19 protein-coding genes and 1 pseudogene are annotated in these 26074 nt (G+C 63.4%); 12 read left to right on the top strand and 8 right to left on the bottom strand.

Annotated features, from left to right (window positions below; all coding sequences use genetic code 11):
• Positions 1–11 precede the first annotated feature (11 nt).
• The 7 genes from tolB (at position 12) to ftsH (ending at position 10264) form a co-directional block, all read left to right on the top strand.
• Positions 12–1358 carry a Tol-Pal system beta propeller repeat protein TolB gene (gene tolB / locus XH85_RS41490; RefSeq protein WP_164934747.1) on the top strand — a complete coding sequence of 449 codons (1347 nt, stop codon included), beginning with the start codon at positions 12–14 and terminating at the stop codon, positions 1356–1358.
• Between the two features lie 252 nt (positions 1359–1610).
• On the top strand, positions 1611–3941 hold the full coding sequence (locus XH85_RS41485; protein WP_128936517.1) for a putative bifunctional diguanylate cyclase/phosphodiesterase: 2331 nt from the start codon (positions 1611–1613) through the stop codon (positions 3939–3941).
• A 205-nt stretch (positions 3942–4146) separates the two neighbouring features.
• Positions 4147–4887, top strand: coding sequence for an N-acyl amino acid synthase FeeM domain-containing protein (locus tag XH85_RS41480; RefSeq protein WP_128936516.1), 741 nt, complete (start codon positions 4147–4149; stop codon positions 4885–4887).
• Positions 4888–5144: 257 nt separating this feature from the next.
• Positions 5145–5633 (top strand): peptidoglycan-associated lipoprotein Pal, encoded by a 489-nt coding sequence (gene pal, locus XH85_RS41475; protein WP_018641585.1) that lies wholly within the window; start codon positions 5145–5147, stop codon positions 5631–5633.
• A 187-nt stretch (positions 5634–5820) separates the two neighbouring features.
• Entirely contained in the window at positions 5821–6900 is a 1080-nt protein-coding gene (gene ybgF, locus XH85_RS41470; protein ID WP_164939993.1) for a tol-pal system protein YbgF, read from the top strand.
• Positions 6901–6982: 82 nt separating this feature from the next.
• Complete coding sequence (gene tilS / locus XH85_RS41465) at positions 6983–8041, top strand: tRNA lysidine(34) synthetase TilS (protein WP_128936515.1); 1059 nt, start codon at positions 6983–6985, stop codon at positions 8039–8041.
• Between the two features lie 300 nt (positions 8042–8341).
• Positions 8342–10264, top strand: a complete 1923-nt coding sequence (gene ftsH / locus XH85_RS41460; RefSeq protein ID WP_091880422.1) for an ATP-dependent zinc metalloprotease FtsH — start codon at positions 8342–8344, stop codon at positions 10262–10264.
• 533 nt (positions 10265–10797) lie between these two features.
• Here ftsH and XH85_RS41450 read toward each other — a convergent pair.
• On the bottom strand, positions 10798–11664 hold the full coding sequence (locus XH85_RS41450; RefSeq protein ID WP_128936513.1) for an alpha/beta fold hydrolase: 867 nt from the start codon (positions 11662–11664) through the stop codon (positions 10798–10800).
• A 524-nt stretch (positions 11665–12188) separates the two neighbouring features.
• Here XH85_RS41450 and XH85_RS41440 point away from each other — a divergent pair.
• Positions 12189–13106, top strand: a complete 918-nt coding sequence (locus tag XH85_RS41440) for an NADP-dependent oxidoreductase (RefSeq protein WP_128936512.1) — start codon at positions 12189–12191, stop codon at positions 13104–13106.
• A gap of 271 nt (positions 13107–13377) precedes the next feature.
• On the top strand, positions 13378–13944 hold the full coding sequence (locus XH85_RS41435) for a GNAT family N-acetyltransferase (RefSeq protein ID WP_128936511.1): 567 nt from the start codon (positions 13378–13380) through the stop codon (positions 13942–13944).
• 229 nt (positions 13945–14173) lie between these two features.
• Here the strand turns inward: XH85_RS41435 and XH85_RS41430 are convergent, their stop codons facing one another.
• From XH85_RS41430 to XH85_RS41405, 6 genes are all read right to left on the bottom strand, one after another.
• Positions 14174–14449 carry a hypothetical protein gene (locus XH85_RS41430; protein WP_128936510.1) on the bottom strand — a complete coding sequence of 92 codons (276 nt, stop codon included), beginning with the start codon at positions 14447–14449 and terminating at the stop codon, positions 14174–14176.
• Between the two features lie 334 nt (positions 14450–14783).
• Positions 14784–15506 (bottom strand): metallophosphoesterase family protein, encoded by a 723-nt coding sequence (locus XH85_RS41425; protein ID WP_128936509.1) that lies wholly within the window; start codon positions 15504–15506, stop codon positions 14784–14786.
• Between the two features lie 4 nt (positions 15507–15510).
• Positions 15511–16293, bottom strand: a complete 783-nt coding sequence (locus tag XH85_RS41420) for a nucleotidyltransferase family protein (RefSeq protein WP_128936508.1) — start codon at positions 16291–16293, stop codon at positions 15511–15513.
• Positions 16294–16670: 377 nt separating this feature from the next.
• Positions 16671–17414 (bottom strand): protein-L-isoaspartate(D-aspartate) O-methyltransferase, encoded by a 744-nt coding sequence (locus tag XH85_RS41415; protein ID WP_164939992.1) that lies wholly within the window; start codon positions 17412–17414, stop codon positions 16671–16673.
• A gap of 113 nt (positions 17415–17527) precedes the next feature.
• The gene (locus XH85_RS41410) at positions 17528–20899 is read right to left on the bottom strand and encodes an adenylate/guanylate cyclase domain-containing protein (protein WP_128936506.1); all 3372 of its coding nucleotides are present in this window, start codon (positions 20897–20899) and stop codon (positions 17528–17530) included.
• 43 nt (positions 20900–20942) lie between these two features.
• Positions 20943–21341, bottom strand: coding sequence for a YybH family protein (locus XH85_RS41405; RefSeq protein WP_128936505.1), 399 nt, complete (start codon positions 21339–21341; stop codon positions 20943–20945).
• Between the two features lie 264 nt (positions 21342–21605).
• On the opposite strand from XH85_RS41405, the pseudogene XH85_RS41400 reads away from it, so the two are divergent.
• Positions 21606–22773, top strand: a pseudogene (locus tag XH85_RS41400) (IS3 family transposase).
• Between the two features lie 48 nt (positions 22774–22821).
• Here the strand turns inward: XH85_RS41400 and XH85_RS41395 are convergent.
• Positions 22822–24309, bottom strand: coding sequence for a hypothetical protein (locus XH85_RS41395; protein WP_128936504.1), 1488 nt, complete (start codon positions 24307–24309; stop codon positions 22822–22824).
• A gap of 396 nt (positions 24310–24705) precedes the next feature.
• On the opposite strand from XH85_RS41395, the gene XH85_RS41390 reads away from it, so the two are divergent.
• Together XH85_RS41390 and XH85_RS41385 are read left to right on the top strand one after the other, a co-directional pair.
• Positions 24706–24870, top strand: a complete 165-nt coding sequence (locus XH85_RS41390) for a Flp family type IVb pilin (RefSeq protein WP_014492421.1) — start codon at positions 24706–24708, stop codon at positions 24868–24870.
• 441 nt (positions 24871–25311) lie between these two features.
• Positions 25312–25992, top strand: a complete 681-nt coding sequence (locus XH85_RS41385; protein WP_128936503.1) for a TetR/AcrR family transcriptional regulator — start codon at positions 25312–25314, stop codon at positions 25990–25992.
• Positions 25993–26074 lie beyond the last annotated feature (82 nt).

Below are 26074 nucleotides of genomic sequence, written 5' to 3'. Positions count from 1 at the left end.
ATGCCCGTTCGATGAACCGCCGCCGTTTCATGACCGTCACCGGATCGGCACTCGCGATGCTCGGGGGTGGACACGCTTTCGCCCAGGGGCAGCCGCGGCTTCGCATCGATCCCACCGAATTCCAGCCGGTCCCGATCGCGATCACCAACTTCCTGCCGGGCTCGCCGTCCGACGGCGACGTCGGCAACGGCGTCACGCAGGTCATCACCAACAATCTGAAGCGCTCGGGCCTGTTCGCGCCGATCGACCAGGCCGCCTTCATCGAGCGCATCAGCAACATCGACGTCGCGCCGCAATTCCAGAACTGGAAGACGATCAACGCGCAGGCCCTCGTCACCGGCCGCATGACGCGGCAGCCGGACGGCAGGCTCAAGGCCGAATTCCGCCTCTGGGACGTGGTCTCCGGCCAGCAGCTCGCCGGCCAGCAATATTTCACCTCGCCGGAATATTGGCGGCGCATCGCCCACATCATCTCGGACCAGATCTACGAGCGGATGACCGGCGAGAAGGGCTATTTCGACAGCCGCGTGGTGTTCGTGGACGAAAGCGGGCCGAAGGAGCGCCGCGTCAAGCGGCTCGCGATGATGGACCAGGACGGCGCCAATGTGCGCTATCTGACGCGCGGCTCCGACCTCGTGCTGACGCCGCGTTTCTCGCCGAACTCGCAAGAGATCACCTATATGGAGTTCGGCCAGGGCGATCCGAAGGTCTATCTGTTCAACATCGAGACCGGCCAGCGCGAGATCGTCGGCAATTTTCCCGGCATGACCTTTGCGCCGCGGTTCTCGCCGGACGGCCAGCGCGTTATCATGAGCTTGCAGCAGGGCGGCAATTCCAACCTGTTCGTGATGGATCTGCGCTCGCGCTCGACCACGCGCCTCACCGACACGCCGGCGATCGACACTTCTCCTTCTTATTCTCCAGATGGCACCCGCATCTGCTTCGAATCCGATCGCGGCGGCAGGTCGCAGATTTACGTGATGGCCGCAGGCGGTGGGCAGGCGCAACGCATCTCGTTCTCCAAGGACGACACCAACGCCACCTATTCGACGCCGGTGTGGTCGCCGCGCGGCGACTACATCGCCTTCACCAGGCAGGGCGGCGGGCAGTTCTCGATCGGCGTCATGAAGCCGGATGGCAGCGGCGAGCGGCTGCTCACCTCCGGCTTCCACAACGAGGGTCCGACCTTCTCGCCGAACGGCCGCGTGCTGATGTTCTTCCGTGATCCCGGCGGCAATGGCGGACCGTCGCTGTACACCGTCGACATCTCCGGCCGCAACGAGCTGAAGGTGCCGACGCCGGGCTTTGCCTCCGACCCGGCATGGTCGCCGCTACTGTCCTCGACGGCAGGTCAATAGGACGGCAGGTCAATAGATCGCGCCTCTGGACGCGCGATGTTATCGAAAAAGCGTGCAGTTTTTTTCGGGTTCGGTGAGGAAAGCAAGCTTTCCTTCACCTTGCCCTCGGCAAGGCTTGCCTAGTTGATTGAAATATCAGCAGAAACAGGTTCGCTATTGCCGAAAAACAACTCGACTTTAACGATGTTCCCTCAGAAAGGCTTCATCTGGTCTGGGTAAGACTACGCGCCAAACAGGACGCGTAGCAACTCAATGCAGCTGGCCGACCAGAAGCAGAGCGATCGAGACGAGCTGGAGCCGATACTCTACGCCGCTCTCATCAACTCTATGGTGCAGAATTTCTGGGCGATCTTCCTCGGCTCGGCCTCCGCGGCCGTGGCCGCGGTGATGACTGCGCTGAAGACCGGCGACGTGTTGCTGTGGCCGATCGCGTTTCTGATCATTGCCATCGGCACCGGGCGCGCGTTTCAGATGCGCCCCTACGAAAACCGCGTGCCGGGCTTGACGTTCCAGCAGGCCAAGCATCTGGAGCCGCGCTATTGGTTCGGCGCGCTCGTCTACGCCGCGGTCATCGGCGTGTGGTGCTTCGTCGTGATCTTCAACAACGACGACGCGGTCGCGAACATGCTCTGCGTCGCCGTCACGGTCGGCTACACCGCCGGCGGCGCCGCCCGCAATTACGGCCAGCCCAGGGTCGTGCAGTGGCACGTCGCGCTCGCCTGCGGTCCGATGTCGCTCGCCTTGCTGCTGCACGGCGGATTCTACTATATCGGGCTCGCGATCCTGCTCGTGCTGTTCTTCATCGCGCTGAAGAACATCAACCTCAGCCTGCACGCGATCTTCGTCAAGGCGCTGACCTCGAGCTTTCGCGAATCCGCGTTGGCCAGCCAGTTCGACACCGCGCTCAACAACATGCCGCACGGCCTGTGCATGTTTCGCGCCGATCGGCGCCTCGCCGTGATGAACCACCGCTTCAGCGAGCTCATGGCGCTGCCCGAGGACCTCGTCAAGCGCGGCGCCACGGCCGCCGACATCGCCTCGGCCTGCGTCGCTGCCGGGTCGATCTCGCCGGAGAGCGGCAATCAGATCCTGTCCGAGATCGAGAAGGCGCGAATCTGCGAGATCGTCACCGCCGATCCGGATCAGGCGCGCGGCCGCACGCTGGCCTGGACGTTCCAGCCGATGACCGGTGGCGGCACGGTATTGCTGCTGGAAGACATCACCGAACGCACCAGCGCCGAAGCCCGGATCAGCCATCTCGCCCGCTATGACGAGCTCACGGCGCTGCCCAACCGCGTCAGCTTCCGCGACGAGATCGAGCGGCTGCTGGCGCATTCGCGTCATTCCGAACGGCTCTCGGCGCTGCTGTTCGTCGACCTCGATCAATTCAAGCAGGTCAACGACACGCTCGGCCATCCCTGCGGCGACCAGCTGCTGTGTGCGGTCGCCAACCGCCTGCGCGAGATGTTGCGGCCGGAGGATTTCGTCGCCCGCTTCGGCGGCGACGAATTCGTCGTGTTCCAGCAGAACATCTCCTCGCCGGAAGACGCAGCTAGTCTCGCCCGCCGCATCGTCGAGCGGCTGAGCGAGCGCTATCGCATCGACAATCATCTGGTCGAGATCGGCGCCAGCGTCGGCATCGCGCTGACCTCGCCGGATGGCACCAGCGCCGATACGCTGCTCAAGAACGCCGACATGGCGCTGTACCGCGCCAAGGCCGACGGCCGCGGCACCTTCTGCTTCTTCCGCGACGAGATGGCGGCGACCGTCGAGGCGCGCCGCATCCTCGAGCTCGACCTGCGCAAGGCGCTCGCCAACGAGGAGTTCGAGCTGTTCTATCAGCCGCTGGTCAATCTGAAGTCCGGCAAGATCACCACCTGCGAAGCGCTGCTGCGTTGGAATCATCCGGTGCGCGGCACCGTCTCGCCGGTCGACATCATCCCGGTCGCCGAAGACATGGGCCTGATCGTCGATCTCGGCCGCTGGATCCTGCGCCGCGCCTGCATGGAATGCATGAAGTGGCCGGAGGGCGTCAGCGTCGCCGTCAACTTCTCGCCGCAGCAATTCCACCAGCGCGACGTGCTGAGCGAAATCCGCTACGCGCTCGAAGTCTCGGGGCTTCCGGCCCATCGCCTGGAGATCGAGATCACGGAATCCTCGCTGCTGCGCAACACCCAGCTCACACATGACATCCTGTCGCAACTGCATGCGCTCGGTGTGCGCATCTCGCTCGACGATTTCGGCACCGGCTATTCCAGCCTCAGCTATCTGCACAATTTCCCGATGCAGAAGGTGAAGATCGACCGCTCCTTCCTCGAAGGCATCGACACCGACCGGCCGCTGACGCTGCTGCGCGGCGTGGCGCGGCTGTCCGCCGACCTCGGCATGGCCGTCGTGGTCGAGGGCATCGAGACCAACGAGCAGCTCGAGCTGATCAGCGCCGACGGCACCGTCTCCGAGGGGCAGGGTTATCTGTTCAGCCGTCCAGTGCCTGCGGTGCGGATGCGCCAGCTCCTCAACGCCTCGCATGGACGCCGGGGCGACAGCGCGCTCCAGGTCGCCTTCTCGCGCTCCTTCGCTTAAGACCGCCTCTCAAAAAACTTCCTGTCGTTTCAGTCTGTTGCGGCCACCGTAGTGCTACGGTGGTTAACCCTAATCTTTCGATTGCTTTGCATAGATGTTAAGAAGCTGTTAATAAATCACGACGCGCGTGGAAGTTGTTCTGGAGAAATCCTCCTTTCTTGCGCGCGTTTGCAGTGAGCGGTGTGGTTGTGGGTAAGGAGTTGGGATGCAGTCCTCGGCCAAAGCGGTCATTTCGGCTGTTGGGCGAGGGGCAGAACTCCTCACCGACCTCGACTATCATCTCGCAGAGACGGCAGACGAGAAGGAGGAGATCTACAATCTCCGCTACCGCGCCTATCGGCGCGAAGGCGCCGTCAAGGAATCGGCGGACGCACGGGTCACCGACCGCTACGACGAGCTGCCGAACGCGTGGACCTTCGGCGTCTATCTCAACGGCGAGCTCTGCAGCTCCGTGCGCATCAGCGTGCTGACCTCGGAATGGCGCGAGTCCACCTCGGCCGACGTCTTCCCCGAGATCCTGCTGCCGCGGCTCGACCGCGGCGAGGTCATGATCGACCCGACCCGCTTCGTCGCCGATCCCGACCAGGTCAAACGTGTCCCGGAATTGCCCTATCTGACGACGCGCCTCGCCTACATGGCCTGCGAGCATTTTAATGCCGATCTCGGCCTTGCGATCGTGCGCCCCGAGCATCAGGCCTTCTACCGCCGGGTGTTCCTGCACCAGACCATCGCCGAGCCCCGGCTGGTTCCCGGTCTCACCAAGCCGTTCGGGCTGATGGCGGCGGACTTCCCGACCTTCCGCAAGAAGGTGTTCGAGCGCTATCCGATCATGCGGTCGACCGCCTTCGAGCGGCGGATGCTGTTCGGGCGCGGTGGTCAGCGCCAGGCGCCGCAACGGTCCGTTCCGCAGCGGCCGGTGTTCGTGGCGGACGCCGTTCACGCCTGATTCCGAAGCGGCGACTCGGGCCGCCGTACGCCTTTCGGCCTAGAATCCCGGCAAAAAACAGTGCTGTGCCGGCTGGCGCGGCTTGCCTTCACCCTCGCGCCACATTTACAACCCATTAACCATCATGGGTGCTTTTCGCTGGTTGGGGGCATTTGATCGGCTGAGGCAAGGTTCCGTCAAGGTTGACGGAACGTTCGCTTAACCAACCCCCTGTAGACCGGACAGCAGTGGACTAACGCGAGCGTGGAGGCTCCGGAATGAAACATCCTATGCGTATCCTCCAGGGATTGAAGCTGGCCGCGGTGCTTGCCGTCGCGCTGTCGATGGGCGCCTGCGCCAACAAGAATGCTGCGACGGATGCGATGGCCAACGCGGCGACGCCGGGCAGCCAGCAGGACTTCGTCGTCAACGTGGGTGACCGCGTGTTCTTCGAAAGCGACCAGACCGATCTGACCCCTCAGGCGATCGTGACCCTGGAGAAGCAGGCGCAATGGCTCCAGACCTATCCGCGCTACAGCTTCACCATCGAAGGTCATGCCGACGAGCGTGGCACCCGCGAATACAACATCGCGCTCGGCGCCCGCCGCGCCCAGTCGGTGCGTTCGTTCCTCGCCTCGCGCGGCATCGATCCGAACCGCATGCGCACGATCTCCTACGGCAAGGAGCGGCCGGTCGCGGTCTGTAACGACATCTCCTGCTGGTCGCAGAACCGGCGCGCCGTCACCGTCTTGAACGCGAGCTCCTGACGTTCAGTCAGGCGCCGTTCAGCTTCAGAACTGGATGATGCCGGCGCCCTCTCGGGCGCCGGTTTCGTTTCAGCATTCTGTGACAGAAACCCCTTGGTACCAGTCACATTTTTGGCGTACTCCACTTCAATGTGTGGCGCGTCGAATGTTCCGTCGCAGGCCATTTCGCTTTTGTCGTCAGGGCAAGATGTCATCCAGATTTAAGGTCTTTACCGGCACCGCGGCGATCGCCGCGCTGCTCTCTTTGTGCTCGCCCGCACTTGCGCAATCGATCGTCGCGCAGTCGGATGATGCCGACCCCGAGATGCGGATCGAGCGGCTGGAGAACCAGCTGCGCCAGCTCACCGGCCAGAACGAAGAGCTGCAATATCGCAACCGCCAGCTCGAGGAGCGGCTGCGGGCGCTCGAAGGCGGCGCGCAAAGCGCGCCCGGACAGGCGCCCAACGTCGCGGCGATGCCGCCCGCCCAGATCGCACCAAGTCAGGTCGCGCCGGGCTATCGCCAGCAGCAGCCGCAGCAGCAGGCCGTGCAGCCGAATTACGAGCAGCCGCAGATCGCCGCTCCCGCGCCGATCGTTCAGGAGCAGCCGGCGCCCGGCGCACCTGGCACGCGCCGCCGCGGCGATGCCTTCGATCCGAACCAGAACCCGACCGCGCCCGGTGCGCCGCGCGCGCTCGGCGGCGGTCAGCAGCCGATGCCGGCAGGAGCTCCCAGTGGTGCCCCTGGCGGCCGCGGCGCCGGCGAGCCGCTCGATCTCGCCAACACCAGCCCCCGCTATCAGCAGCAGGCGGCTCCCCCGGCGGCGCAGCCCGGCTATCCGCCGGCCCAATCCGGCCATCCCGCGCCATCAGGCGGCGCTGGCCTCACGACGCTGCCGCCCTCGGCAACGCCGCGCGACGAGTTCGACCTCGGCATCGGTTACATGCAGCGCAAGGACTATGCGCTCGCCGAGCAGACCATGAAGAATTTTGCGCAGAAATACCCGAGCGATCCTCTGCTCGGCGACGCGCAATACTGGCTCGGCGAGAGCTACTTCCAGCGCCAGCAATATCGCGACTCCGCGGAAGCGTTCCTCGCCGTCACCACCAAATACGAGAAATCGGCCAAGGCGCCGGATGCGCTGCTGCGGCTCGGCCAGTCGCTCGCCGCGCTGAAGGAGAAGGAGGCCGCCTGCGCCGCCTTCGGCGAGGTCGGCCGGAAATATCCGCGCGCCTCCGCCGGCGTCAAAGCCGCGGTCGATCGCGAGCAGAAGCGGGTGAAGTGCTGACGCGTGGCGTCTAAGGTCCTGACAATGCGGATGGTGCTGCGCTAAACATCGCAATCATCCGCTGACGATTTGCTGGGCCGTCATGTCAGACGACGACAATTCTCCGATCTCGGCGCGCGAGGCGAGGCGGCTGTTCGCGGGCCTGAAAGCTGCGCCGGCGCTGGTGCTCGCGGTCTCCGGCGGGCCGGACTCGGTCGCGCTGATGTGGCTCGCGGCCCGCTGGCGGCGCAGTCTTGTGCGCGGCCCGCAACTCACCGTCGTCACCGTCGATCACGGACTGCGTCCGGAAGCGGCCCGCGAGGCGCGCGAGGTCAAGCGTCTGGCAACCGAACTCGGGCTGCCGCACCGGACCCTGCGCTGGCGTGGCGCAAAGCCGAAGACGGGACTACCTGCCGCGGCGCGCGAGGCCCGTTACCTGCTGCTCGCACAGGCCGCGCGGGCCGTGGGCGCCAGCCATGTGCTGACGGCCCACACCCGCGACGACCAGGCCGAGACCCTGCTGATGCGAATGCTCCGCGGCAGTGGACTTGCCGGGCTGTCAGCGATGGCCAGTGTCAGCGAGCGCGATGGCATCGTGCTGGCGCGTCCGCTGCTCGACGTTCCGAAGGCGCAGCTGATCGCGACCTTGAAGCGGGCGAAGGTCGGCTTTGCCGACGACCCCACCAACCGCGACACCGCCTTCACCCGGCCGCGGCTGCGCGCGCTGCTGCCACAGCTCGCGGCCGAAGGCGGCGATGCCCGCACGCTCGTGCGGCTCGCGGCAAGGCTGGCGCGCGCCAATGCGGCCGTCGAGGTGCTCGCCGACGGCGCCGAGCGCTTCCTCCGCTTGCGGGATCGCGACGTTGCGCCGCAGGCGGGCGTTCGAAGCTTCGAGGCATCGGCGTTTGCCGTCCTGCCCGAGGAGGTCCGGCTGCGGCTGCTGCTGCGGGCCATCGCCGCGCTCGGGCACGAGGGGCCGGCGGAACTCGGCAAGGTCGAAACCCTGATGTCCGCGCTTGATCGGGCCATCGCCGCAGGTCCTCGTGCAGCCGCAAATGGCCGGCCGGTCCTGAAGCAAACCCTTGCGGGAGCCTTGATCAGCCTCGCCGGCGGGCGTATCCACATCGCGCCGGCGCCGGCCCGGCGGCGCAAGGGTGCGTGAAGGGTGCATGAAGCGCGCATGAGGGCTGCATGAGGTCGGATCATGACACCGGCCATTTCGGCTCGGCGCCGTCAGGCGACCTTAACCAGGCGGGAAAAACCCGGGCTAGGACGCCATTATTTCAGCGGGAATCGCGCTAAGATGGGATAAATAGTCCCATCTCGTTCCCTTGGCAGCGACCGGGGCGGCACCTAAATTGTATGCGTCTAACCGAGAGGATTCCTTGGGATTTCCTCGCATTGACCAAAGTAACTCCCCAAGGATCAGGGCCGCGATCCGCGCGACCACGAAGGAAGATCGATGAACGCCAATCTGCGCAATTTCGCCCTCTGGGTCATCATTGTCTTACTGCTATTGGCATTGTTCACGCTCTTCCAGAATCCAGGTCAGCGCGCGTCCTCGCAGGACATCGCCTTCTCCCAGCTGCTGAGCGAGGTTGACCGCGGTAATGTGCGCGACGTCGTGATCCAGGGTCCCGACATCCACGGCACTTTCACCAACGGCTCCAGCTTCCAGACCTATGCGCCGAACGATCCGACGCTGGTGAAGCGGCTCTATGACAGCAAGGTGCAGATCACCGCGAAGCCGCCCGGCGACAACGTGCCGTGGTTCGTCTCGCTGCTGGTCTCCTGGCTGCCCTTCATCGCGCTGATCGGCGTGTGGATCTTCCTGTCACGGCAGATGCAGGGCGGTGCCGGCAAGGCGATGGGCTTTGGCAAGTCGCGCGCCAAGATGCTGACCGAAGCGCATGGCCGCGTCACCTTCGAGGACGTCGCCGGCGTCGACGAGGCCAAGCAGGACCTCCAGGAGATCGTCGAATTCCTGCGCGACCCCGGCAAATTCCAGCGCCTCGGCGGCCGCATTCCGCGCGGCGTGCTGCTGGTCGGCCCTCCCGGCACCGGCAAGACCCTGATCGCGCGTGCGGTCGCGGGTGAGGCCAACGTGCCGTTCTTCACCATTTCCGGTTCCGACTTCGTCGAGATGTTCGTCGGCGTCGGCGCGAGCCGTGTCCGCGACATGTTCGAGCAGGCCAAGAAGAACGCACCCTGCATCATCTTCATCGACGAAATCGACGCCGTCGGTCGTCACCGTGGCGCTGGTCTCGGCGGCGGCAATGACGAGCGCGAGCAGACGCTGAATCAGCTGCTGGTCGAGATGGACGGCTTCGAGGCCAACGAGGGCGTGATCCTCATTGCGGCGACCAACCGTCCCGACGTGCTCGATCCCGCGCTGCTGCGTCCGGGCCGCTTCGACCGCCAGGTCGTGGTGCCGAATCCTGACGTCGTCGGCCGCGAGCAGATCCTCAAGGTGCATGTTCGTAAAGTTCCGCTGGCGCCGGATATCAACCTCAAGACCATCGCGCGCGGCACCCCGGGCTTCTCCGGCGCCGACCTGATGAACCTCGTCAACGAAGCCGCTTTGACCGCCGCCCGCCGCAACAAGCGGATGGTGACGCAGGCCGAGTTCGAGGAGGCCAAGGACAAGGTGATGATGGGCGCCGAGCGCAAGTCGCTCGTCATGACCGAGGAAGAGAAGCTGCTGACGGCCTATCACGAGGGCGGCCACGCCATCGTCGGCCTCAACGTGCCCGCGACCGATCCGATCCACAAGGCGACCATCATCCCGCGCGGCCGTGCGCTCGGCATGGTCATGCAGTTGCCGGAGCGCGACAAGCTGTCGATGTCGCTGGAGCAGATGACCTCGCGCCTCGCCATCATGATGGGTGGCCGCGTCGCCGAAGAGCTGATCTTCGGCCGCGAGAAGGTGACCTCGGGTGCCGCCTCCGACATCGAGCAGGCCACGCGCCTTGCCCGCATGATGGTGACGCGCTGGGGTCTGTCGGAAGAGCTCGGCACCGTCTCCTACGGCGAGAACCAGGACGAGGTCTTCCTCGGCATGTCGGTGTCGCGGACGCAGAACGCCTCCGAGGCAACGGTCCAGAAGATCGATTCCGAGATCAAGCGTCTGGTCGAGGAAGGCTACAAGGAAGCAACCCGCATCCTCACCGAGAAGCATGCCGACCTCGAGACGCTCGCCAAGGGCCTGCTCGAGTTCGAGACGCTGACCGGCGAGGAGATCGTCGACCTGCTCAAGGGCAAGAAGCCGAACCGCGAGTCCGTGCTGGAGCCGGCCACGCCGCGCGCCTCCGCCGTGCCCCCGGCCGGCAAGTCGCGCCCGCGGCCCGATCCGGATCCCGGCCTGGAGCCGCAGCCGCAGGCGTAAGCTCCGAGCTGCAGATCGAATTGAAAAACGCGGCGGCAACGCCGCGTTTTTTGTGGTCTCGCAATTCAGGTCTCGTGCCCCGGAGGCAGCGCAGCGCGTCGCCCTTGCGACGTGGTGCGCTGCTGAGCCGGGGCCCATGCTTCAGCGGTGTACGCGGCGGCGGGTCCCGGCTCTGCGCCACAACGCCGTAAGCGCGTTCACGCGCGTCTTCGACGCGCTATGGGCGTTGCAGCGCGTCCGGGACACGAGAGGGAGGCGCGCTATTACCGCAAACTCGGTCATTGCGAGCGCAGCGAAGCAATCCAGAATCGTTCCGCCGAGGGATTCTGGATTGCTTCGTCGCAAGGGCTCCTCGCAATGACGGTGTCGAGAGAGCTGCGCTCGCAATGACGGTGTTGAGAGAGTTGCGCGTGCAATGAGGTGGCACCAGCTTCGTAGGGTGGGCAAAGGCGCGCTCGCGCCGTGCCCCACCATCTCTCGGAACGCACGGTCGACATGGTGGGCACGCTACGCTTTGCCCACCCTACAGCTCTTCATTTCGGCGATGCGCGCGGGCCTCCGCCACGCGCCAGGAAATGCAGCACGTCATCGTTGAACTGCTCGGGATCCTGCAAGAACGAGAAGTGACTGACCTCCGGCTGGAGCAGCAGGCCGGCGCCGGGAATGTTCGCCGCCATGAACTCGGTATTCTCGCGCTTGATCGCCTCGTCATGATCGCCGTCCACGATCCAGGTCGGGGCCTTGATCGAAGCGAGATCCGAAGCCGTCCATTTCGGCTGGCTCTCCCACATTTTGGTGATGTCGGCGACGAAGCTCTTGTACTCCGTCGGTGTCGGCGAGATGCGCTTGTATTCTTCGCCGGCCCTGGCGATGTAGGCGTTGAAGACGTCGCTTGAAGCGATGTCCGCAACGCCTGACGGATCCGAGTTCGCCGCGAAGGCGAACAGCTTGCTCACCCGCTCCGGATGCTTCATGGCGATGTCGAGGCCGATGATCGCTCCGTCGCTCCAGCCGACGATCGCCGCCTTCCTGATCTTGAGATGGTCGAGCAGCCCGACCACGTCCGAGGCCATCAAGTCGTAGCCATAAGGCTCCTGATTGCGGCTGCTGCGCCCATGGCCGCGGCTCTCCATGACGATGACCTGATAGTGCTGCTGCAGCGCGCGGACCTGGTGGCCCCAGTAGTTCGCATTGGCAAGACCGCCATGCAGCAACAGGACGGGCTGCCCGCGACCGAACACCGCGTACCAGATCTTGACCCCGTTGATGGGCGCGAGACCGCTGTGGGCCGCTTTGGGCAGTGTCGGCGTCGGCGGCAGGCTCAGCCATTGCGGCGCCGCGCGCGCTGCGCCGATCGAGACCATGACGAGAAGCGCGGTGACGAGATGGCGAAACTTCATGATGCGTCTTCCTGTTCGACCATTCGATATTACCGCATGATCAGGCGGGCGCGTGGGGTCGCAACATCGTGATCTCCATTGGCCGGACAGATGATGTCGATGCCATGACGCGACGTCGGTGTTCAAACGGGGCGCGCGCTCGGTCTGGCCTGTGTCGTCGCCACGCCTGACATCGCGAGCAGCCCACCGACGATCAACTTTGGCGTCATGCGCTCGCCAATCAACAACACGCTCGACATCAAGGCAAACACCGGAAGCAGCAGGCCGAAAGGTCCATTGCGCTTGGTACAGCCAGAATCCGCAATCTTGGTACTGTTTTATGACCAGGCGCAACGCATCTATTCGCTAGCACCGGCGACTGGAGCGATTCCGATCCATCAGGCTGAGTGGGAGCCCCAGTCAATGCAGACAGTTCAGATCGCAGACACGGAGACAGGAATTCCACACTGCCTGGCGTTTTGTTGATGGCCGGCACATCCACGCCCCCTGCAACACACTAACAAATGACCGAGGAGATAATTCCCATGAAGGCGATCGTTGTAACGGACCGAACCGCGGGAACGGCCGCGATGAAGCTGGTGGAGCGGCCCGCGCCGCAGGCAGCGATAAACGACGTCGTCGTTCAGGTTCATGCGTCGGGATTTGTCCCGACTGAGCTGGCGTGGCCCTCGACCTGGACCGATCGCCTCGATCGTGACCGAACACCGTCGATCCCCGGGCACGAGCTGGCCGGAGTGGTCACCGCTCTCGGATATGGCACCACGGGGCTGTCGGTGGGACAGCGGGTGTTCGGCCTCGCGGATTGGTATCGCGACGGCACGCTGGCCGAGTATGTGGCGATCGAGGCTCGCAACCTCGCGCCGCTGCCGGGCGACGTCGACTTCACTGTGGGCGCGAGCCTGCCGATCTCGGGCCTGACCGCATGGCAAGGGCTGTTCCAGCACGGCCGCCTTCACGCGGGGCAGAGCGTTCTCGCACACGGCGCGGCCGGCGCAGTCGGGTCGATGGTGACGCAACTCGCACGAGAGGCCGGCGCCTACGTCATCGGCACCGGACGTGCCGCCGACCGTCAGACGGTGCTCGACTTCGGCGCGAAGGAGTTCATCGATCTCGACAACGACGCCCTGGAAGAGGTCGGCGAAGTCGATCTGGTATTTGATGTTATCGGCGGTGATATCCAGAAGCGGTCTGCAGGACTGCTTCGAGCTGGAGGAATATTGGTGACTGTCGTCGGGCCGGCCGAGGCGCGGCCCTCCGACGGCGTGGCGGTTGACTTCGTCGTCGAGCCCGATCGTGCGCAACTGAGTGAGATCGTCCAGCGGGTACGGGATGGACGATTGCGGACGAACATCGGCAACATCTCGACCCTCGACGATGCCGTCGCTGCCTTAAATCCCACCGAGCGACGCAAGGGCAATACGATCATCCGCGTTCGTCCCTGAGCGATGCACGCCCATTGATGCACGCAGCCGGCCCGGCGCTGTCCGGGTCGGCCGGACGTGTCCGAAGCAGGTCACAAGCGGCAGTCGAAGCGAGCGAGCCCCGCGCCCGGTTTACCGCCGATAGCAGACATCACAATAGGCCCAACGTTGTTCGGCTAAGGGCCAAGAGCCGCCAGCGCTCTTGCGCAGGAAACGGTTGGTCGATACGTGTGATGGCGATGGTAGCGTATTCGCGGCTGTCTCGGCCGCACTTTGAGAACGGGGTGCGTTCATGTCAGAGTCCGCCGTGGCCACGGAATTTCCGATCCTTCCGACGGACCGTCTGCTCATGCGGGCCGTGAGCATGGATGACGTCTCGTCGATCCGTGCCCTGCTGGGGATCACCGAGGTCACACGCTATTCCAACATTCCGGATTCACCGACCGAAGAGCAAGCCATCGAGTTGGTGCGGAATATGTCGGAGCTGTATCAATCGGGAAATGGCTGTGCCTGGATCATCGAAGATCGCCTGTCGCACGCGTTCGTTGGCGTTTTCCGCTTCAACTGGTTCCATAAACCGTGGAAATGCGGTGGCATCGGATACGAATTACATCCGAGCGTCTGGGGACGAGGCGTGATGACTGAGGCGCTGCGTGCAGCGATCCGTTGCGGCCACGATACTTTTGGGCTCAATCGTATCGAAGCCTGGACCTTACCCGGCAACGGAGCTTCCGATCGCGTGCTCGAAAAAGGTGGATTCCGTTACGAGGGGACTTTGCGTCAGAAGGCATGGTTCAAAGGTGCCTTCCACGACTTCCGCGTGTTCGGTCGAGTGACCGATGATGCGCTGTGCGAGTAGTGGCTGCGTCGGACCTGTGCAAAGTCCGGTTAGGTCATGAGCGGCGGTCACCGCAACTTTCGTGCAACGTCCGGTCTCCTGCAGACAGCCGACATGGCGGCGGCTCGTTCATTGTTCAGCTCAGCGCCAGAAGCGGACGGCCTCGCAGGCCGCGAGCGATCTCGTACACGACCGCGCAGTCATTTCCTTCGGATGCGTTCAGGCAAGCAGCGGGGTTTCCCGAAATTCCTCATCGATGCATCCACGCCCTGGAAATCGAAAGCAGTGTGTGACCGATGACGCTGAGGAGCGCCGCGATGCCCCATATAGTGAACATGTTCTCTTTGTAGCTTCCAGAAAAGCCAGCGCGTTCGGCGATCACATCGCCGATATACTTCCACCAGCCGGTGAGAGTGCCCGGCAACCCGCCAGTCGCATCAGCAATCGCAAGCGTGACTCCAGAGATTACGGGAAGATAGAAGGCGAGAATCACGGATGCGGCGAGAACACGGAGAATGAATCGCATGAGACCCTCCAATGTACGCAATGATCGCCGCGAACTCACCGAGCCGTTGTTTCTACGTGAGTCCCCTTTGAGGACAGCAGCTCGAAACAATCCGCTTCGCTTACACTCATGACTGCGCACGCGCCCCTGCAAAAAACTGCTGCTCCCGCGCGCGCGTTTATCGCCGAGAGCGGAATCATTTTCGGCGCGACCGCGGCGCTCTATGGCGAGATCACGGTCAAGAATGGTCGGGTCGAGCACCAACTTCGACACTGCGCATTAACGAAACGCCCAATATCGAGGTCCATAGCGTCAAAGAGCTCGGAGCCACCGGGCTTCGCCGTGGCAGCCCGCCTCAAACCTGAATCAAGGCGTAGGGTCGACCGCTGGGCTTCTTGATTGACCGCGCCACGTTGTAAACCCGCGCGCCTCCGGGCGTGCGGCCTTCATAGCGACCCTGATGAGCATGGCCGTGAACGACCGCACTCACCGTAAATCGATCGATCGTTTCGCCGAGGCGTGACGAGCCGAGGAACGGAAGAATCTCCAGCGGCTCGCCTTCAACCGTATCGAGAATCGGCGCATAGTGAAGGACGACAACAGCCTGCTTGCTCGCCACCGCGCGCATCGCATTTTCGAGGTGCGTCGCTTCGTTGACGGCTTCGGCGACCAGGCTCTTGACGACGGCCTCGCCGAACGAAGCGAGCATGCGGCGGCCGAACCCACCGATGAAGCCCTTCACGCCGACGAAGGCGACGCCCTCGATTTCGTACGACTGCCCGTTGAGCAGGTGCATTCCGGCGCCCTTCAAAATGCTCTTTACGTCTTCAGTCTGCCCGGACTCGTAGTCGTGGTTTCCGAGCACGCCGACAACGGGAATGGAGCAGGCGCGCAAATCCTCCGCCAGAAGTTCCGCTTCGGACGGCTTGCCGAGGTCAGTGAGGTCGCCGCAAAGGACGAGCACCCGGGCCTTGGTCGAGAGCTCGGCAAAGAGTTCCCGGAAGGACAACGTGCGGTCCTCCTTCACGTGGAGATCGCCAATGGCAGCGAAGGTGAGCGTGTCGGGTTTTTCGGACATCGCGCTACTCGCTATCCTGGTCTGCGTCGGCAAAGCCCCATTCCTCAACGGCCGGGGCATAATCGACCTGCGAAAACAGGCGCCCCCGACATACCTTCACGCGCGGAGGAGGAAGTTCGAACTGGGTCTTCAGGCGGGCGACCAGTTCGTCCATCAGCCAGCGCGGCAGGCAATCGCGCTCGCTCGGATAGGCCCAGCGGAAGTTGAGTAGATGTGCCAGAAGCACCTCCCAATGCAGCTCCATGTAGGCAAGCAGACGCCGCCAGTCGATCTGATCGTGCTGCTTGAGAATGAGATGCGCGATATCCGGGCCATCGTAACGGTGCCGCAGCTGGACGAAGGCCTTGGACCAGATCAACTCCGTCGGGGCGATGATGCGCATCGGCGTACCGAACACCTCGATGCGCGGCGCGGATTCGAACCATTGGTCGGTCACGGGAGCCATGCCATGCCAGAAAGCGAAGATCACATCGAAAAAGTGCTCGTCCTGGAAGACCTTGCCGAGCCAGCGTTCGTCCTCGATTGCGACGGTGTGCCCGAGGTTGCGGAAGTGGTTGAGAACACGTGGATAGTCAGTCGGCTTGCACACGATATCGAGATCTTTGGTAGCGCGCACCACGCCGGTATAGGCGCTCAGCGCATACGTGCCGGCCAAAAGAAACGGCAGATCCAGCTTCGCGAGCTCGCGCAAGGCCTGAGTGTAAAACACCTCGGCGCGGGCCGATGGCACGGTCGGCTCGGCGGCCGCAGCGATCGTCTCTATCGATCCAGTGATCTCCTTGGCCATAATAGTTCACTCGAAGCTCATCGGCTTCGGCCATGAGGGTCCCTGTTCGACAATCGAATAGACCATGCAAAGTTCCGCGCGCCCTGGGTCCCACCGGCAACAAACCGGTTCGCAATGGTCGATGGACTTCGCTTTCAGCGTGCCTTGGCGACGTTGAGGAATTGATTCGTCTTCAAATTCGGTACGTCTTCAGCGAGCCAGAGAAGCGCGTCAAACATCTGCGCACGGCGGTCGACAACATGGTATGCGGTGAGGTCCGCTATACCCCTGATAGCGGCGCGATAACCGACCTCACCAGAGGTCCGAGGCGGGCATTCGCGCGAGGCGCCAGCCGCCTCGACAAATTCCGGCTCAGCAAGAACGGGACGTTTGCGAGCTTAGTTTTGTGAACGCGTAAGGGGGACAAAGCGCACGAGGGCGACGGCGCGCGTCGTCGTCTTGTCGGGGGCGATTTTTTCGACGACCGTGAGCTGCTGAGTGGTGTAACCGGGTCCCACCGGCATAACGAGCCGGCCACCTACTTTAAGCTGTTCAATCAGGGGCGGCGGTGGCTGCCCGAGCGCGGCAGTCACGACGATGGCGTCAAAAGGACCGCATTCGGGACAGCCATCGTATCCGTCGCCAAGCTTGACGCTCACGTTGTCATACGCGAGGTCTCTTAATGTTTTCGCGGCGGTCTCGGCCAATTGCGGGATGATCTCGATGGTGCAGACCTTTCGCGCCAGGTGCGCAAGGACGGCGGCCTGATAGCCCGAACCCGTCCCCACTTCCAGCACAACGTGATCGGGCGCGACCTCGACCAATTGGGTCATCAAGGCCACGATGTACGGCTGCGATATGGTCTGCCCGAGACCGATCGGCATCGGTCTGTCCGCGTATGCGATGGAGCAAGATTGCTCGGGGACGAATAGATGGCGTTTCGTTTGCTCCATGGCCTCAAGGACACTCTCCGACAGGCCTTGCTGTCCCAAGGCACTGGCGGCGGATCGGGCGTATGCCCGGATGGTTTCGACCATGGCGACGCGCTCGCGGACGCATTGCGCGTCCTTTGGTGCGTCCTGAGCGGTCGCTTCCCGGGCCACGACAACCATGGCAAACACGAGCAGCAGCAAGGCCTTCATCGTGCGCTCTCCGAGAAGGAATGGGCTCACGTCGAGCGCTCGAGCGCAATGAGCCGATTCGACGCATCACCTCAGCGAAACACGGCGTCCGGCGAACGACCGCAGTGCAACCACTAGAGCTCGGCCAATTCTGCGGTGAGTGCCTTTGCGGCAAGGAGGTCAGGCGTTTCGAATCCTTCCGTAAACCATCGGTACGCTGAGGCAAGGAGATCCCGTGCTTCGATAAGCCTGCCTTCATCGCGCCAAAGCCGAGCCAGACTCATGGCTGCACGCAGTTCGAGCGACTTCGCGCTTTGCCTGCGTGCCACATCAAGTGCAGTTTGCAAATAAGCCTCGACCTCACCCACTGGAGTTCCGCGAATGCGCCGCAGTTCGCCCTCAACGCATGCAACCTCTGCCTCCCACATATGCTCGTCATTCCGCGCCGCGAGGTCCTTTGCTTCTGTCAGTGCAGCGAGCCCTTTCTCGCCATCACCAAGCTGCAAATAGGCTGATGCCAACATGCACAAGTACCGAACTTGGTACCAGCTGGCTCCGAGCCCGGCCCGATCGTTCAAGCCTTGACGCATGAGCGCCAGGCCCTTCTCCGCGTCGCCTTCCTGCGCCATGGCCCAACCCCGAAGGATGAGGCCGCTCAACCGCCAGTAGTTCAAGCTGTGCTGATCGGCGAGGTCGATGATGGCGTCCGCGTGCGCACGTACGGCCGCCACGTCACCCGTCAGCTCCGCAGGTCCCGCTCCGCCATACACCGCGACGTGAGCGGTAAGGTTCGTCTGGTTCAGCTCCGCAGCGTACTCAAACGCCGCACGGCTTGTTCTCAGGGCCTGATCGGGATAGCCAAGGACCCAAAGCACGACCGCCAGGTAGGGTAACGCGGAGGCCTTCGGGTCATGGACATAGTGCACAGGCGCTGGCCGATGGGCGACCGGGTCATAGCGGCTTAAAATCGTCTCGAACTCGGAGCGGGCCGTAAGGAAGTCACCGGCGTGCATAGCCGTGAGAGCCGCCAAACGATGCGCCCCCAATTCCAGTGCCATGTCCCCGGTTCGCTCGGCGGCGAGGCGTGCCTCGGCAACCAGGCTCTGCATGGCGCGGTAGTCGCCTCTCACGAAATGAAAAATATACTTGCCGCTAAGTGTGGCGAACAACGCATCCATGTCATCGAGTTCGTAGCAGAGCGCATGAGCCCTGCTGAAGGCAGTGCCGAGCTGAGGAGACGTGTATCCGTGAATGGCGATCAGCGGACCTCCAATTGCTGTCTGGAGTGCGAGTTCTTGACGATCCCGCTCCAACCCTTCTGGATAGGCCTTGAGCGCTTCCAGCCCTCTTGAGAGATGAGTGATCGCTTCGAGATTGGCGGAACGCCCCGCGGCATTTCGGCCAGCCTGCAGCCAATAGCCGACCGCTTTGGCCGCCAGCCCGGCCTCTGCGAGATGCAAAGCTATCGTCTCCGGCTCCATCTCCGCGCGCGCAGGAAAATGTTCTTCGAGAGCTGCGGCGATACGGGTGTGGATCTGCTGTCGCTTGCTCTTCAACAGGCTCTCGTGCGCGATGTCCTGTACCAGCGCATGCTTGAAGGTGTAGCCGACATCCGGAGGCACTCCTCGTCGAAAGATGAGTTCCGCCTCCAAGAGTTCATCGATAGCGCGCTGGAGGGCATCTTCACTGAGCGGCGTTACTGCTTTCAGAAGGTTGTATCCAAACTCTCGGCCAATGCAGGCCGCGATCTGGGCGACCTCCTTAACGGGTGCCAACCGGTCAAGACGGGCCATCAATGAATCCTGGAGCGTTGTCGGGATCGCCAGCGGGGGCAACGGACCAACAAGCTCATAGTAGCTCCCGCGGTCCTTAAGCAGCCCAGATTCAAGGACGGTCTTGGTGAGCTCCTCGACGAACAACGGCACACCGTCTGTTTTGGCTAAGATCTGTTCGAGCACCTCGTGCGGAAGCAGTTTGCCGCCGGTTATCCGGTCGACCACGGCAGTACCTTGCCTGCGTCCCAACCGGCTCAAGAAGAGTGCTGCCACGTGTCCATGCGCCGTCCAGCGCGGAACAAATTCCGGTCGGAAAGTAACGATCATCAGGATCGAGTGGCGCTGCACCTCGTCAACGGCGCGATCGATGAACTCGAGCGTGGTGGGATCGGCCCAGTGGACGTCCTCGTAGATGGCAAGAACAGGTTGCTTTGCTGCCAAGCCCTTTATCTGCTCCAACAGAGCCTGGAACGTTCGCTCCTTCTTTTGGTGTGGACTAAGCTCCAGTGGAGAGTAGCGCTCGCCTGTCGGGATGGCCAACAGGTCTGCGAGAATTGGTGCGCTCCCGCGTACGTCGTCCGTCGCAAGAGTGAGCAATGCCTCAAGTTTATCGAGCTGTTCTTCGGAAGGGTCTTCTCGCCGTATTCTCGCTGCCCGTTCAAGGAGCCCAACGATAGGGTACAGGGCGCTGTTGATATGGAATGGCGAACAGAAATGACTTAGGCATGTGTGCGGAACGCCTGCGAGCCGGTCGCGCAGCGCTCGCACGAGATGGGATTTGCCGATGCCCGGTTCGCCGCCGAGCAGAACGATTTGTCCCTCTCGCCCTTTTGCCTGTTCCCAGCGGTCCAAGAGAAGTGCGAGCTCCTGGTCGCGACCGATCAGCGCGGTTGTCGACATCCCATGCTGGGCGTCAAATCGACTCTCGGCCACGCCCTCGCCGAGGACGAGCCACGCCTGCACCGGTCCGGGGAACCCTTTGAGAGGCACCGTCCCCAAGTCTTGGTATATGAAGGCTTCTCCGATGAGGCGGCGCGTTGAATCGGCGACTACAACGCCGCCGGGCTCGGCGAGCCCCTGCAAGCGGGCGGCCAGATTCGGGGTCTCTCCAATGACCGACCGCTCGCGGGCTTCTCCCTCGCCGATCAGTTCGCCGACCACGACCAGACCGGTTGCGATGCCAACGCGAGCAGCAAGTGCTGCACCAGCCGGCTCTGTAAGGGCGGCGACCGCCTTGGATATCTGAAGCCCGGCGCGAACTGCGCGCTCGGCCTCATCTTCATGCGCCCGCGGCCAGCCGAAGTAAGCAAGAACGCCGTCGCCGAGGAACTTGGCGACATGGCCCTCGAACCGGGTGATCTCGCCCGCTACGGTGTTGTGATAGGCCTGCATCAGGTCCCGCAGCTCCTCAGGGTCACGTCCCGAGGCGAGCGCCGTCGAGCCCACCAGATCGACAAACATGACTGTGAGCTGCCGCCGATCTGCCTCCGACGGCAGCGACAATTTTGGCTGTCCAGCGGAGGCGCGAACCTCCACAGGTATAGGACGGCTCCCCGGAGCGAGTGCGTGAATCGCCTTCAGCACCGTCTTGCGCGGGCCGAGTGGCAAACCAAGTTCCCGCAAGTCGTCCTCGGTCAGCTCTGGCAGGACCTCAGGCGTGACTTCCGCATCCTGGAAGGCCTGGGAGTAACGCTCCAGCCCAAGACCATGGAGCCATTCCGCGATGTTCACGCGACGCCTCCTCGCCTGATGTCAGGCGAGGCGAACGGCCGGCTTAGTTGAAGGTGTGCAACCTTAGCTTCAGCGAACCGTCCGCCTGACGCTCAAACACGTGCGTAGCAATCCCGCCGGCAGCTTGGCGGGACCCATCCGCTCCCTTGCCGTTGGCGCTCCATCTCGCCGTGCCGTAGGCCACCTTCTCGTCTCCACCCGCATCTATGATCGTCAGGTTGTGATCGGCGAATCCGCTCGCAAAAAGCCCAGCGAAGAAATTCTCGATCTCTGCCGGACCTGTTATGATTTGATGTGTCGGAGGCAGCACTTTGGCGTTCGAGACGTACGCTTTGGCAATCGCTTTAGCGTCAGCTTTGTTGAATGCCGAATCCCAGGCGGCATAAGCCGCGGTAATTTCGGCTCTGACGTCAAAGCTTGTCGAGGGGCCCAAGTTCGTCATGATTCCCTCCCTCAGGGTAGCGCTGGTGACCGCCGGATCATACTCCAACTAAGCGGTGGGAAAATCCGGAATGTGCGGGGGGAGGGGGAACCAGCCTACGTGCTGACGTAAGCGAGGACGTAACCGAAAGTGCGCAAAGGGGTCAGATAGCCGCAGTACCTGCCCACGTCCGCTCCGCACTTGGAAGCGGACTTCTTAAGCACACTGAACCTCCTCCGAATGAGTGGACACCTGTAGTAGGCTCATTGAGCCCGGAGGTGTCGAATGGAACGTCAACGTCGGTCATTTACCGAAGAGTACAAGCGCCAGGCCGTTGAGCTGGTGGTGTCGAGCGGTCGCTCGATCACGTCGGTAGGCAAGGAACTCGGGCTGCGCGACTCGGTGCTGCGGCGCTGGGTGGATAAGGCCGGGCAGCAGCCGGCATCGGCGGCGTGGCGCCCCACCACGCAGGCGACGCCGATGTCGGCGGACCAGGCTTCGGAGATCGCCCGGTTGCGCCAGGAGAACGAACGGCTGCGCATGGAGCGCGACATTTTAAAAAAGTCGATCGCGATCTTTGCCGGAACCCGGACATGAGCTTCCGCTTCATCGAGGACCATCGCGACGCCTATCCGGTACGATTGATGTGCGCCGTGCTCGAGGTCTCGCCGGCCGGCTATTACGCCTGGCGCGATCGCCCGGCGGGTCAGCGGACCAAATCCAATGCCACGCTGCTGGCTGCGATCCGGCAGGCCCATCACGACAGCAGCGGACGCTACGGCAGTCCCGCGTCCATGCCGTGCTGCGGACGCAGGGCCGTGGCGCCAGCCGCGGCCGGATCGAGCGGATGATGCGCCGGCACGGTATCCGCGCCATCACGGCGCCGCCGCGCCGGGTGCGCACCACCGACAGCCGTCACGACCTGCCGATCGCCCCGAACCTGATCGCGCGCGACTTCACAGCGGAAGCCCCGAACCGCGTTTGGCTCGCCGATATCACCTACATCCCGACCGCGGAGGGCTGGCTGTATCTGGCGGCCGTCATGGATCTCTTCAGTCGAAAGATCGTCGGCTGGGCCATGCGGGATCACATGCAAGTCGAACTCGCATCCGCGGCGTTGACGATGGCCCTCCAGCAGCAACGGCCGCAGGCCGGATTGATCCACCACTCCGATCGCGGCGTGCAGTATGCCTCACACGCCTATCGCGACGCTCTCACGGGCGCCGGCATCGTTGCATCGATGAGCCGCAAGGCCGATTGCTACGACAATGCCCCGATGGAGAGCTTCTTCCATACCCTGAAGACCGAGCTCGTTCACCATCGCGACTACCAGACCCGCGCCGAGGCCCAGCGCGATATCTTCGCCTTCATCGAGGGCTTCTACAACCGCACCCGGCTCCATTCCGCGATCGGATATATCGCCCCGATCGAGATGGAGCTAAAAGCCGCTTAAACCCGTCCACTTTTTCGGGGGAAGATCACACGCCCTGGACTTACGTCCTCATTTCGACAGCGCCGCCGCCCCTTCCGCATTCTCCCGCACATGGACCACGGCGATGTCATCCGCATAGATCCGCTTCCAGCCCTTGAGCTGGTCGAGGATCTGCGGGCCCGGCGCATCGGCGACCAATAGCGTCACGTCGATCTTGTATTCGTCGAGCAGGCGCGGCAGCAGCTCGGGCTTCTTGCCTTCCGTCGCCTTGAAGAAGTCCATGACGAATTTCTCGCCATAGAGCTCGGCGCGGCCGTCGACGAAGACGGGGATGTCGCGCGAAATCAGATAGCCGCCGAACTGATAGGCGTTGAAGATGCGCTGCGCCTTCCGCTGCTCGAGCAGGTCGACCGCTGCAACCGGCGTCTGCGTCATCGTGAAGCCGAAGCGATGATGCCCCATATAGAGCGAGGTCGAGGTCCAGCTCGCGGCCACGATCATCAGTGCGCCGAGCGCGGTGACGTAGCGGGCCGGCCAACCGTCGGCATCAGTGGCGTCAGCCGGCGGCCGCGAAAACATCTCGCCGAGCGGCTTTGCCAGCACCAGCGGCACCAGGAAGGCAAAGGCCTCGATGCTCCGGACATGGGTCAGCGCGCTCCAGGTCAGGAACAGGATCAGGAAGATCCTGGGCGCCGAGAGCACGAGGCCGCGATAGTAACCGAGCGCGATCAGGCCGAGCAGCGCGCCCTCGAATGATGTGAACGTGGCGAAGTTCGCCGGCATCCATTCGAAGATCAGCGACAGCAGCTCGCCGAGGCTGAGGATGTTGGTCGCGCCCATCAGCGTCCGCCAGCCGTAAGGCGTGCAGCAGCTCGCGATCAATGCGCCCACGCCGAACAGGACCCAGCGCAGGAACAATTGGAGCCGTCGTCCCTTCTCGGCATGCTCGACCGCCCCGAGCGAGATCGGGCCGATCAGCGCAAGGCCCAGCACGAAGCCGCCGTGCAAATTCGCCCAGAGCGCCATCAGCGGCAGCCAGGTCCAGGACGGCGCGCTCCTGCGGTCGGCCGCCGCCATCAAGAGGCCGACCCACGCCACCATGACGGGCAGCGCCAGGATGTGCGGCCGCGCCAGCACGTGATGCAGCGCCAACAGCAGCGCCAGCATCGCAAACAGCACCGCGCGCGGTGCCTCGATCTGCGCATCTAACAAATAGACGAAGATCGCAGTCGAGAGCGCGACCGCGACCGCGGTGAGGATCACTGGCCCGGCCCAGCCCCATTGCGTGTAGGAGAACGCAAACATCACCTGCGACAGCCACGACGTCGAAATCCAGGGCGCACCCGTCCGCGTGAAGGAATAGAAATCCGTGTACGGCATTGCGCCGTGGTCGAGGATCCATTGCCCGATCTTGATCTGCCAGAACGAGTCGGAGTCCTGAAGCAGCGTGTCGCCGACAAAAAGGAAGAACAGATAGGTGCCGGCACCGACGCACAGCGGCACCAGGGCGCGCGCGCGGCTCTGCACCGCGCTGCTGTTGGCAAAGGAAAGGGACATGCCGCCTTGTGGTCCTGTCGTTCTTGTCGGTCCGAGCATGAGCCGGAAAAGTGTGTCGCGGTTTTCCGGGAAGATCATGCTCAAACAATAACCCGCAGCGCGGTGAACGATTCATCTCATCGCGCTTCAGGCCGAGCGGACGGCATTGGACCATGCGCGGTCATAACTTCGGGTAAATCAGCGGCGCCGGGCCGATTTCATGTCCCGACAATTTAACCGATTGTTTTCAATTTCGATTTACCATCGACGAATACACGCAAACCGCTCCGTGTTTCCGCAGTCGAATTAACTGCGGCGAAATTCTTTGCCTCTAGGTTCGGTTTCATGGTCAGGCGGCGCTGGGAAGCCGAAAAGACCAGACCAGTTTGTAGCCCCGTTTAATCTTTGGAGCAGTCTATGAAGAACCTCGTTTCGCGTTTCGTGAAAGACGAATCCGGCGCCACCGCCATCGAATACGGCCTTATTGCCGCCGGCATCGCGCTCGCGATCATCACCGTCGTCAACAACCTCGGCAGCTCGCTGAACACCAAGTTCGGCTCGATCTCGAGCAGCCTGAAGTAAGACTGCACGCCTTAGGAATTTCGAGAGCCCCGTCCTGGACGGGGCTCTTTTCTTTTGGGTGTCGCTTCTCGCGGCGTTAGAGCGGGGCCTTCAGGCGGAATCGCTTGAGTCGCCGCGGGCTCCTTTAACCTCTCCCGCTTGCGGGAGAGGTCGGCGCGAAGCGCCGGGTGAGGGCTCTCTCCTCTTGAGGGCTATTTGCGCGGACACCCCACCCCCCAGCGCACCTATCGTGTGGCAGGCCATCAAGCCTGATCTCATCGCGCTGTCGCCTTCGCGGCGTGGCTGACGCTCCAGCCCGTTCGCTGTGACGCTCCACGCATTTGCATCTTGTCATCCACCCTGAATAGTTGTTCAGTCTTTGCGGGGCGATTTGCATCTTTTGCAGTGACGAAGCGTTTGGCCGCAGGGCGTGTGGCTGGCGTGTGGGACAGGAAGCGCGCCATGGTTTATCGGCGGACGCATCAAGTGGTGAAGCGCCTTGCGGCCCGGCGCAGTGCGATATTGGCCGCGGCGCGGGAGGCTGCGGCGGAGGGCGGGATGGCGGCGGTGCAGATTGCGCCGGTCGCGGTCCGGGCCAATGTCGCGGCCGGCACGGTTTACCGCTACTTCCCCTCCAAGGCCGAGCTGATCTCCGAATTGATCGCCGAGGTTTCCCGCGACGAGCTCGCGGCGATCCGGCGGGCGGCCGACGCCGCGCCGGGGCCGTCTTCGGCGCTGGCGGCCGCCGTGACCACCGTGGCGGTCCATACGCTGTCGCAGCGCAGGCTGGCCTGGGGCATCCTGGCCGAGCCCGTCGATGTCGATGTCAGCGCCTCGCGTATTGCCAGCCGGCGCGAGATCGCGGGCGAGATCGCGTCCCGGATCGACGCCGCCGTGCGCGCCGGCCATCTGCCGGCGCAGGATACCGCGCTCGCCGCCACCGCGTTGCTCGGAGCGCTGCATGAGGCCCTGGTCGGGCCGCTCGCGCCCGACAATCTCGAGGATCCCGTCAAGATGCGCGATGCGGTGCAGACCGTGACGCTGCTGGCGCTGCGCGCCGTCGGCGTCATGGACGCCCGCGCCAGGGGTCTGGTGGTGCAGCAGACGCTGCTACCAACCACGAAGGCGCTGGTGGGGGCGTAAAATCGGCGGAGGCCTGATTGCGCTCAGGCCGTTGGTCGCACAGGGTTTTTCGAAAAACCGCAGCACGGGCGCCGGATGCGCC

This window comes from Bradyrhizobium zhanjiangense (assembly GCF_004114935.1).
In the GTDB taxonomy this organism is placed as follows: domain Bacteria; phylum Pseudomonadota; class Alphaproteobacteria; order Rhizobiales; family Xanthobacteraceae; genus Bradyrhizobium; species Bradyrhizobium zhanjiangense.
Note: the sequence above shows the minus strand (reverse complement) of the source record. Positions and strands in the feature narration are given on the sequence as shown.

What these genes read in the sequence shown, in the direction of transcription:
- XH85_RS41415 (WP_164939992.1), bottom strand. Translation starts at nt 17,414, where the DNA reads ATGAAGGCCTTGCTGCTGCTCGTGTTTGCCATGGTTGTCGTGGCCCGG.
- pal (WP_018641585.1), top strand. Translation starts at nt 5,145, where the DNA reads ATGAAACATCCTATGCGTATCCTCCAGGGATTGAAGCTGGCCGCGGTG.
- XH85_RS41420 (WP_128936508.1), bottom strand. Translation starts at nt 16,293, where the DNA reads ATGGCCAAGGAGATCACTGGATCGATAGAGACGATCGCTGCGGCCGCC.
- XH85_RS41390 (WP_014492421.1), top strand. Translation starts at nt 24,706, where the DNA reads ATGAAGAACCTCGTTTCGCGTTTCGTGAAAGACGAATCCGGCGCCACC.
- XH85_RS41405 (WP_128936505.1), bottom strand. Translation starts at nt 21,341, where the DNA reads ATGACGAACTTGGGCCCCTCGACAAGCTTTGACGTCAGAGCCGAAATT.
- XH85_RS41430 (WP_128936510.1), bottom strand. Translation starts at nt 14,449, where the DNA reads ATGCGATTCATTCTCCGTGTTCTCGCCGCATCCGTGATTCTCGCCTTC.
- XH85_RS41425 (WP_128936509.1), bottom strand. Translation starts at nt 15,506, where the DNA reads ATGTCCGAAAAACCCGACACGCTCACCTTCGCTGCCATTGGCGATCTC.
- tilS (WP_128936515.1), top strand. Translation starts at nt 6,983, where the DNA reads ATGTCAGACGACGACAATTCTCCGATCTCGGCGCGCGAGGCGAGGCGG.
- XH85_RS41485 (WP_128936517.1), top strand. Translation starts at nt 1,611, where the DNA reads ATGCAGCTGGCCGACCAGAAGCAGAGCGATCGAGACGAGCTGGAGCCG.
- XH85_RS41435 (WP_128936511.1), top strand. Translation starts at nt 13,378, where the DNA reads ATGTCAGAGTCCGCCGTGGCCACGGAATTTCCGATCCTTCCGACGGAC.
- XH85_RS41480 (WP_128936516.1), top strand. Translation starts at nt 4,147, where the DNA reads ATGCAGTCCTCGGCCAAAGCGGTCATTTCGGCTGTTGGGCGAGGGGCA.
- tolB (WP_164934747.1), top strand. Translation starts at nt 12, where the DNA reads ATGAACCGCCGCCGTTTCATGACCGTCACCGGATCGGCACTCGCGATG.
- XH85_RS41395 (WP_128936504.1), bottom strand. Translation starts at nt 24,309, where the DNA reads ATGTCCCTTTCCTTTGCCAACAGCAGCGCGGTGCAGAGCCGCGCGCGC.
- XH85_RS41450 (WP_128936513.1), bottom strand. Translation starts at nt 11,664, where the DNA reads ATGAAGTTTCGCCATCTCGTCACCGCGCTTCTCGTCATGGTCTCGATC.
- XH85_RS41385 (WP_128936503.1), top strand. Translation starts at nt 25,312, where the DNA reads ATGGTTTATCGGCGGACGCATCAAGTGGTGAAGCGCCTTGCGGCCCGG.
- XH85_RS41440 (WP_128936512.1), top strand. Translation starts at nt 12,189, where the DNA reads ATGAAGGCGATCGTTGTAACGGACCGAACCGCGGGAACGGCCGCGATG.
- ybgF (WP_164939993.1), top strand. Translation starts at nt 5,821, where the DNA reads ATGTCATCCAGATTTAAGGTCTTTACCGGCACCGCGGCGATCGCCGCG.
- ftsH (WP_091880422.1), top strand. Translation starts at nt 8,342, where the DNA reads ATGAACGCCAATCTGCGCAATTTCGCCCTCTGGGTCATCATTGTCTTA.